Genomic DNA, 6,960 nt, shown 5'->3' on the forward strand with positions numbered 1-6,960 from the left:
AATTTCATTTTAAAGTAACCTAATAGGTATACTTTTTATTAAAGTTAAAAACAAAGAAACCGAGCGCAAGGCTCGGTTTACTTCAATCATACTTTAATGTATGTGGGAGTATTAGGCAGTTAATCGTTGCTTAATTAAACCAGAAATCTTGCCCATATCGGCACGACCTTCGGCTTTGCTTTTGATTATACCCATTACTTTACCCATGTCTTGCATACCTGCTGCGTTAGTATCAGCAATAGCCGCATCAATGAGAGCAATAATTTCTTCTTCACTCAATTGTTGAGGTAAAAAAGTTTCAAGTGCTACTATTTCATTGGCTTCAATATCAGCTAAATCATCACGCCCAGCATCTTTGTACTGAGTGTAAGAGTCACGACGTTGTTTAACAAGCTTCACTATAACGGAGGTAATACCTGCGTCGTCTAGTTCTATGCGCTCGTCAATTTCACGTTGCTTGATTGCAGCAAGTACCATACGAATAGGGTTAAGACGTTGTTTGTCTTTAGCTCGCATCGCATCTTTTTGCGCATCTTTTAGCGTTATTAAAAGGCTCATTTATACAAGACCTAATATATTAGTATAATTTAACGCGACGTGCGTTATCACGAGAAAGTTTTTTCATGTGACGTTTTACTGCAGCAGCTTTTTTACGCTTACGCTCAGCTGTTGGTTTTTCATAGTGCTCGCGACGACGAACTTCTGAAAGGATTCCTGCTTTTTCACATGAACGCTTGAAGCGACGAAGTGCTACGTCAAACGGTTCGTTCTCTCTTACTTTAATTACTGGCATTAAAAATTCACCTACCTAAATTATGAGCGTTGCTCAAGTTGATCAAACATTGATCAAGTGGTTCAAAAATGGTGCGGTATTGTAATCCGAAGCAACACCACATGTAAAGGACAATATTAACAGAAACGCATCATGTAAAACAGTATTAATTTGCTTGGCGCTGGTAGAGCTTACAAAACACTTGCCCTGCCTTTTTTTCTTTAATTAACAACCAGTTGCTTGGGTTGTTAAAGGTGGTTAATTCGGTTTCTACTTCAACATAAATTAATGCATTGTCGCTTAACCATTGGTTTTTTTCTAATAAATCGCAGGTTGTTTGTGCTAAATCTCTACGAAATGGTGGGTCAACAAATACAAGATTAAACGCTTCACTTATGTTTTTTTGCTCTAAAAAGGAGATCGAATTAGTATGTTTAACGTGTGCATTGTCGAGTTTTAAAGTGCTGATGTTTTGCTCTAATTGCTTAGCTGCTGATGAGTCGAGCTCGATAAATATAGCACTTTTAGCAAAACGAGATAGCGCTTCAAACCCTAACCCACCAGAACCTGCAAAACAATCAAGTACATTTGCGTCACGCGTATCTTGCATTAACCAGTTAAATACAGTTTCTTTGATTCGGTCGGTAGTAGGCCTTAAGCCATCTACATTTTTAACGGGAAGTTTTCGGCCTCGAAATTGTCCGCTAATTACTCTAATAAAGCCATCACTGGACTTGTTAGTAGCTTTATTTTGCGTTGTTTTTTTTCTCATTTAGCTCACTAAAAAATGGTATATGGTATCTAGCTCAGATAATATTATCGGCGATTACGTGTAGCTTCATTTTTCAACCGTATTAAAAGTGTTACTATTGAACACTTACGTTTTGAATGGTTGTATTTATTTGCAACTATTGCTGGGCATTGCCAAGCTATTTCAAATTTTAGTTTATCAGATTTTTATAAGTGGTTATTAGCAAGTATGACAAAAAAAAGTAAATTCATGTCGTGGCTCGGTTTTGGCAAGTCAGATAAAAAAGAAGCAGAGCAAAAAGCAGCCGCTGATAAACAACAAGCATTAGCGCAAGAAGAAGCGCAGAAGCTAGAGCAAGAAAAGCTTGCGCAGCAGGCTGAAACTGAACGCTTACAAGCAGAAGCCGAAGCAGAGCGCTTAGAGCAGGAGCGTATTGCTGCTGAACAAATTGAAGCTAAACGTTTAGAGCAAGAAAAGCTAGCACAGGAGCAAGCTGAAGCTGAACGTTTAAAAGCAGAGGCCGAAACAGAGCGCTTAGAGCAGGAGCGTATTGCTGCTGAAAAAATTGAAGCTAAACGTTCAGAGCAAGAAAAGCTAGCACAGGAGCAAGCTGAAGCTGAACGTTTAAAAGCAGAAGCCGAAACAGAGCGCTTAGAGCTGGAGCGTATTGCTTCTGAACAAATTGAAGCAAAACGTTTAGAGCAAGAGCGTGCTGAAAACGCAGAAAAGATTGCCATTGAGCAGGCCAATGCTGAATTACTTGCAAAACAACAAGCTGATGCAGAAGCGCAAAGACAAGAACACGCACAACGTTTAGCCGATCAAGAAACGCAGATGCTGTTAGAGCAAGAGCGATTGGCTGCAGAAAAAATAGAGGCTGAGCGACTAGAGCAAATACGCCTTGAAAAAAAGGATGAAGCTGTAAAGGCTGAAAAGCTTGCAATAGAGCAAGCGAATGCTGAGTTATTAGCAAAAGAACAAGCAGATGCTGAAGCACAAAGACAAGATCAAGCAAAACGTTTAGCAGAACAAGAAGCGCAAATGCGTTTAGAGCAAGAACGCATTGCTGCTGATAAAGCAGAAAGCGAGCGCTTAGAACAAGAACGTATTACTGCTGAGAAAGCTCAGAACGAGCGTTTAGAACAAGAACGTATTGCGGCTGAAAAAACTCAGAGTGAGCGTTTAGAGCAAGAACGCATTACTGCTGAAAAAGTAGAAAATGAGCGTTTAGAGCAAGAGCGCATTGCGGCTGAAAAAGCAGAAAACGAGCGTTTACAACAAGAGCGCATTGCAGCTGAAAAAGCAGAAAATGAACGTTTAGAGCAAGAGCGCATTGCTTTAGAAAAAGCAGAAAACGAACGTTTAGAGCAAGAGCGCATTGCAGCGGAAAAAGCAGAAAACGAGCGTTTAGAGCAAGAGCGCATTACTGCTGAAAAAGCAGAAAATGAGCGTTTAGAGCAAGAACGCATTGCAGAAGAACTTGCAATAGAAGAAGCTAAAAAAGCAGAAAAGCCGAAAAAAGAAGGGTTTTTCTCTCGTCTTAAAAAGGGCTTGTTAAAAACTCGCGTTAATATAGGTTCTGGTTTTGCATCTATTTTTAGTGGTAAAAAAATAGATGACGAATTATTTGAAGATCTTGAAACACAGCTGCTCACCGCCGATTTAGGCGTTGATACCACCATGAAGTTGATTGATAGCTTAACTGATGCTGCAAACCGTAAGCAGTTAAAAGATGGTGATGCGCTTTATGAGTTAATGAAACAAGAAATGGCGGCGATGCTAAAAACGGCTGAACAGCCTTTAGTAATTACCAAAGATAAAAAGCCATTTGTTATTTTAATGGTGGGCGTAAATGGCGTTGGTAAAACAACGACTATTGGTAAGATGGCTAAGCAATTTCAAAGCGAAGGTAAGTCGGTTATGCTGGCTGCTGGCGATACGTTTAGAGCGGCTGCTGTTGAGCAACTTCAGGTTTGGGGTGAACGTAACAGCATTCCTGTTATTGCACAGCATACGGGTGCAGATAGTGCATCGGTTGTTTTTGATGCATTCCAAGCTGCAAAAGCACGTAATATAGATGTGTTAATTGCAGATACAGCGGGTCGCTTGCAAAATAAAGATAACTTAATGCAGGAGCTTGAAAAAATAGCTCGTGTTATGAAAAAAATTGATCCTGATGCGCCGCACGAAGTGATGCTAACCATTGATGCTGGCACAGGTCAAAATGCAATTAGCCAAGTGAACTTATTTAATCAATGCGTTGGCTTAACTGGTATTACGCTTTCAAAACTTGATGGAACTGCAAAGGGTGGTGTTATTTTTGCGGTTGCAGATAAGTTTAATATTCCAATTCGTTACATTGGTGTTGGTGAAGGTATTGATGATTTACGCGCTTTTAAAAGCGATGACTTTATTGATGCGTTATTTAGCCAAGATGAGGACGACGTTTAATTTACCAAAAGAGGGAGCTTGCTCCCTTTTTAATTGCGAGGAATACCAATTTTATTAGTAAACTAATTGAATTGGCATAATAAAAAAATGATAAATTTTCAGCAAGTAAGTAAGACTTATCCTGGAGGGCACCGCGCCCTCGAAAAAGTTAATTTTCATGTTAAACCGGGTGAACTTGCCTTTTTAACCGGCCACAGTGGTGCGGGTAAAAGTACGTTGCTTAAGTTAATTAGCTTAATGGAACGTCCATCGGCAGGCAGTGTATTTATCAACGGTGTTGATTTAAATAAAGTAAACTCGCGTCAAATTCCTTATGCTCGCCGTGATATAGGTATTATTTTTCAAAACCACCGTTTACTAGAGCGCTATACTATTTTTGATAACGTGGCACTGCCTCTTATTATTGAGGGTACTCACCATAAGCAAATAGCTAAACGTGTTCATGGTGCGCTTGATAAAGTAGGCCTGATAGACAAAATAAAATGTCATCCGTCTATGCTCTCTGGAGGCGAGCAGCAACGTGTTGGTATTGCCAGAGCAATCGTAAATTCCCCGCCAATTCTGTTAGCCGATGAGCCTACAGGTAACCTAGACCCTGAGCTTTCAATGGAAATCCTAAAGCTGTTTGAGGACTTTAATAAACACGGCACCACTGTTCTTATAGCGACGCATGACTTAGGTTTGGTTGCACGTATGAAGTACCGCAGTCTAACCTTAAAAGATGGCCGCATGCTTCAAGATCCGCTCGCTGAGGGAGCACTATGAGTTTACTTTTTAAAAGTCGTCAAAATAGTAACGACAAGCAAAAAAAATCAGTATTAGCTGGCAGCTATTTTTTCATTATTAATATTTTTCGCCAAGGTGTTCATAGCTTAGGTGAAATGTGGCGTACGCCGCTTGCATCTATGATGACTATTGCTGTACTTGGTTTGAGCCTAACGTTACCTGCAACACTTTATCTCGTTGTTAAAAACGTACAGCAAGTAAGTAGTGGTTTTGAAGAAGCGAGTGAAATATCGTTGTTTGTAAAAGAAAGTATGAACGAGCAAGAAACGCAAACATTAGTAAAGCGTTTAGCACTTTATCCAGAAGTGGAAAGCGTTGAATTTATATCAAAGCAAAAAGCACTAACAGAATTTAAAGACGTATCTGGCTTTGGGCAAGCTTTAGAGTACTTAGATAAAAACCCATTACCTGATGTGGTACTTGTTACTCCTACAAAACGTCACAGACACCCAAATGCCGCTAAAGTACTGCTAACTAAATTAGAAAGTGAACGTGAAGTTGATTTTGGTAAGCTCGATATAGCGTGGCTAGAGCGTTTAAATGCATTACTAGATTTACTGAAAGAAAGTGTAATAACCATCGCATTATTACTGCTTACCTCAGTGACGCTTATTATTGGTAACACCATCCGTTTGTCGATCATGGATAAAAAAGAAGAAATACAAGTAATGAAGCTAGTCGGCGCAACTAACACCTTTATACATGCCCCATTTTTGTGGACCGGTATTTGGTATGGTGTAATAGGTGGTTTATTCGCCTTTATATGCGTAGGATTAATGATGTGGTGGCTTTCAAGCGCTGTGAGTAGTGTAGCGGGGGTGTATCAAACAAGCTTCTCGTTAATTGGATTATCGCTTAATGAGCTCGGCTTTTTAGTGTTACTTGCAACAAGCTTAGGATTTGTAGGCTCGTACCTTTCTGTAAATCGATATATTAAAGAAATAGAACCCGATAAAGTATAAACAATCCTGCAAACTATAAGTGAACCAACCCAGCTTGATATGCGTATCGTACCGAACTGGGTTGTACCTCCTGTTATTAAAACTGTCATATTTATGTACTATCCTCCCATGAAGTAATGAGTTGTAAATAAGGTGATGCAGCGAGGTTAACCTGCTGCAGCCCCTCAATTCATCACTTATTCAGTCGCTTGTAGTAGACTAAACACATACTAAAAACTGCTTGATTTATACTTTAAAAAAGTTTTAAATTGGGGTTAGCACTCTTAAAGAAAGAGTGCTAAGATAGTTTCAAATGTTTATCACCGAGGTGAAAAATGAGTAAAGATTTATACGCAATGGCACTTACAGTCGGACAACAAAGCGCAAGCATGGACGGTTACCTTCAAGCGGTAAGCACTATTCCTATGCTTAAAGTTGAACAAGAGCAAGAACTTGCTAAAAAGCTTCAGGAAGAAGGTGATCTTAGTGCTGCCAAGCAACTCATTATGTCGCATTTACGCTTTGTAGCACATATTGCTAAAGGCTACTCGGGATACGGCTTACCACAAGCTGACCTTATTCAAGAAGGTAATATAGGCCTGATGAAAGCGGTTAAACGTTTTGACCCTACAGTGGGTGTACGTTTAGTATCGTTTGCAGTGCATTGGATTAAAGCCGAAATTCACGAGTTTGTGCTTAAAAATTGGCGCATAGTTAAAGTTGCAACCACTAAAGCGCAACGTAAATTGTTTTTTAATCTTCGTAAAAACAAAAAGCGTTTAGGTTGGTTTAATCAAGCTGAGGTTAGTACCGTTGCTAGCGAGCTAGGTGTGAGTGAAAAAGAAGTACGTGAAATGGAATCGCGCATGAGCGGCCAAGACATGGGCTTTGACCTAACGGGCGACGATAACGACGACGCACCAACAAGCACGTACTCTCCAGTACAATATTTAACAGATGGCGCAGCTGATTTAGCTGACGACGTTGAACAAGAACAGTGGAAAGAGCAAGCGCATACTCGTTTATTTAGCGCACTTAAAACACTAGACGAACGTTCACAAGATATTGTTAGCGCACGTTGGTTGTCGGATGATAAAGCGACTCTTCAAGAGCTTGCACAAAAGTACAGTGTATCTGCTGAACGTGTTCGCCAGCTTGAAAAAACAGCGATGAAAAAGTTACAAAGCGCTATGAGCTAATATTGCTCAAGCAGCAAATTTAAAAGCCCTGCATGAAAATGCGGGGCTTTTTTGTTTTAT

7 protein-coding genes are annotated in these 6,960 nt (G+C 39.9%); 4 read left to right on the forward strand and 3 right to left on the reverse strand.

Features of this window, described 5'->3' with window-relative positions:
- Positions 1-111: 111 nt before the first annotated feature.
- The 3 genes from GQR46_RS14000 to rsmD all read right to left on the reverse strand — a co-directional run bounded on the left by GQR46_RS14000 (position 112) and on the right by rsmD (position 1,544).
- Positions 112-558, reverse strand: a complete 447-nt coding sequence (locus GQR46_RS14000) for a GatB/YqeY domain-containing protein (protein WP_165741272.1) — start codon at positions 556-558, stop codon at positions 112-114.
- 19 nt (positions 559-577) lie between these two features.
- Positions 578-793 (reverse strand): 30S ribosomal protein S21, encoded by a 216-nt coding sequence (gene rpsU, locus GQR46_RS14005; protein ID WP_002957797.1) that lies wholly within the window; start codon positions 791-793, stop codon positions 578-580.
- A 145-nt stretch (positions 794-938) separates the two neighbouring features.
- A complete protein-coding gene (gene rsmD / locus GQR46_RS14010; RefSeq protein WP_165741273.1) occupies positions 939-1,544 on the reverse strand; it encodes a 16S rRNA (guanine(966)-N(2))-methyltransferase RsmD in 606 nt (201 codons plus the stop codon).
- A 207-nt stretch (positions 1,545-1,751) separates the two neighbouring features.
- Here rsmD and ftsY point away from each other — a divergent pair, with 207 nt between their 5' ends.
- The 4 genes from ftsY (at position 1,752) to rpoH (ending at position 6,900) form a co-directional block, all read left to right on the forward strand.
- Positions 1,752-3,974 carry a signal recognition particle-docking protein FtsY gene (ftsY, locus tag GQR46_RS14015; RefSeq protein ID WP_165741274.1) on the forward strand — a complete coding sequence of 741 codons (2,223 nt, stop codon included), beginning with the start codon at positions 1,752-1,754 and terminating at the stop codon, positions 3,972-3,974.
- An 87-nt stretch (positions 3,975-4,061) separates the two neighbouring features.
- A complete protein-coding gene (ftsE, locus tag GQR46_RS14020) occupies positions 4,062-4,739 on the forward strand; it encodes a cell division ATP-binding protein FtsE (RefSeq protein WP_007582842.1) in 678 nt (225 codons plus the stop codon).
- Positions 4,736-5,722, forward strand: coding sequence for a permease-like cell division protein FtsX (gene ftsX, locus GQR46_RS14025; protein WP_165727133.1), 987 nt, complete (start codon positions 4,736-4,738; stop codon positions 5,720-5,722). Before ftsE ends, ftsX begins: the two co-directional genes overlap by 4 nt.
- A gap of 314 nt (positions 5,723-6,036) precedes the next feature.
- Complete coding sequence (gene rpoH / locus GQR46_RS14030) at positions 6,037-6,900, forward strand: RNA polymerase sigma factor RpoH (protein ID WP_007582838.1); 864 nt, start codon at positions 6,037-6,039, stop codon at positions 6,898-6,900.
- The last annotated feature ends 60 nt before the right edge of the window (positions 6,901-6,960 follow it).

Origin of the sequence: Pseudoalteromonas sp. Z1A6 (assembly GCF_011378745.1) — a bacterium.
In the GTDB taxonomy this organism is placed as follows: Bacteria; Pseudomonadota; Gammaproteobacteria; order Enterobacterales; family Alteromonadaceae; genus Pseudoalteromonas; species Pseudoalteromonas arctica.

What these genes read in the sequence shown, in the direction of transcription:
- rpoH (WP_007582838.1), top strand. Translation starts at nt 6,037, where the DNA reads ATGAGTAAAGATTTATACGCAATGGCACTTACAGTCGGACAACAAAGC.
- ftsE (WP_007582842.1), top strand. Translation starts at nt 4,062, where the DNA reads ATGATAAATTTTCAGCAAGTAAGTAAGACTTATCCTGGAGGGCACCGC.
- ftsY (WP_165741274.1), top strand. Translation starts at nt 1,752, where the DNA reads ATGACAAAAAAAAGTAAATTCATGTCGTGGCTCGGTTTTGGCAAGTCA.
- ftsX (WP_165727133.1), top strand. Translation starts at nt 4,736, where the DNA reads ATGAGTTTACTTTTTAAAAGTCGTCAAAATAGTAACGACAAGCAAAAA.
- rpsU (WP_002957797.1), bottom strand. Translation starts at nt 793, where the DNA reads ATGCCAGTAATTAAAGTAAGAGAGAACGAACCGTTTGACGTAGCACTT.
- rsmD (WP_165741273.1), bottom strand. Translation starts at nt 1,544, where the DNA reads ATGAGAAAAAAAACAACGCAAAATAAAGCTACTAACAAGTCCAGTGAT.
- GQR46_RS14000 (WP_165741272.1), bottom strand. Translation starts at nt 558, where the DNA reads ATGAGCCTTTTAATAACGCTAAAAGATGCGCAAAAAGATGCGATGCGA.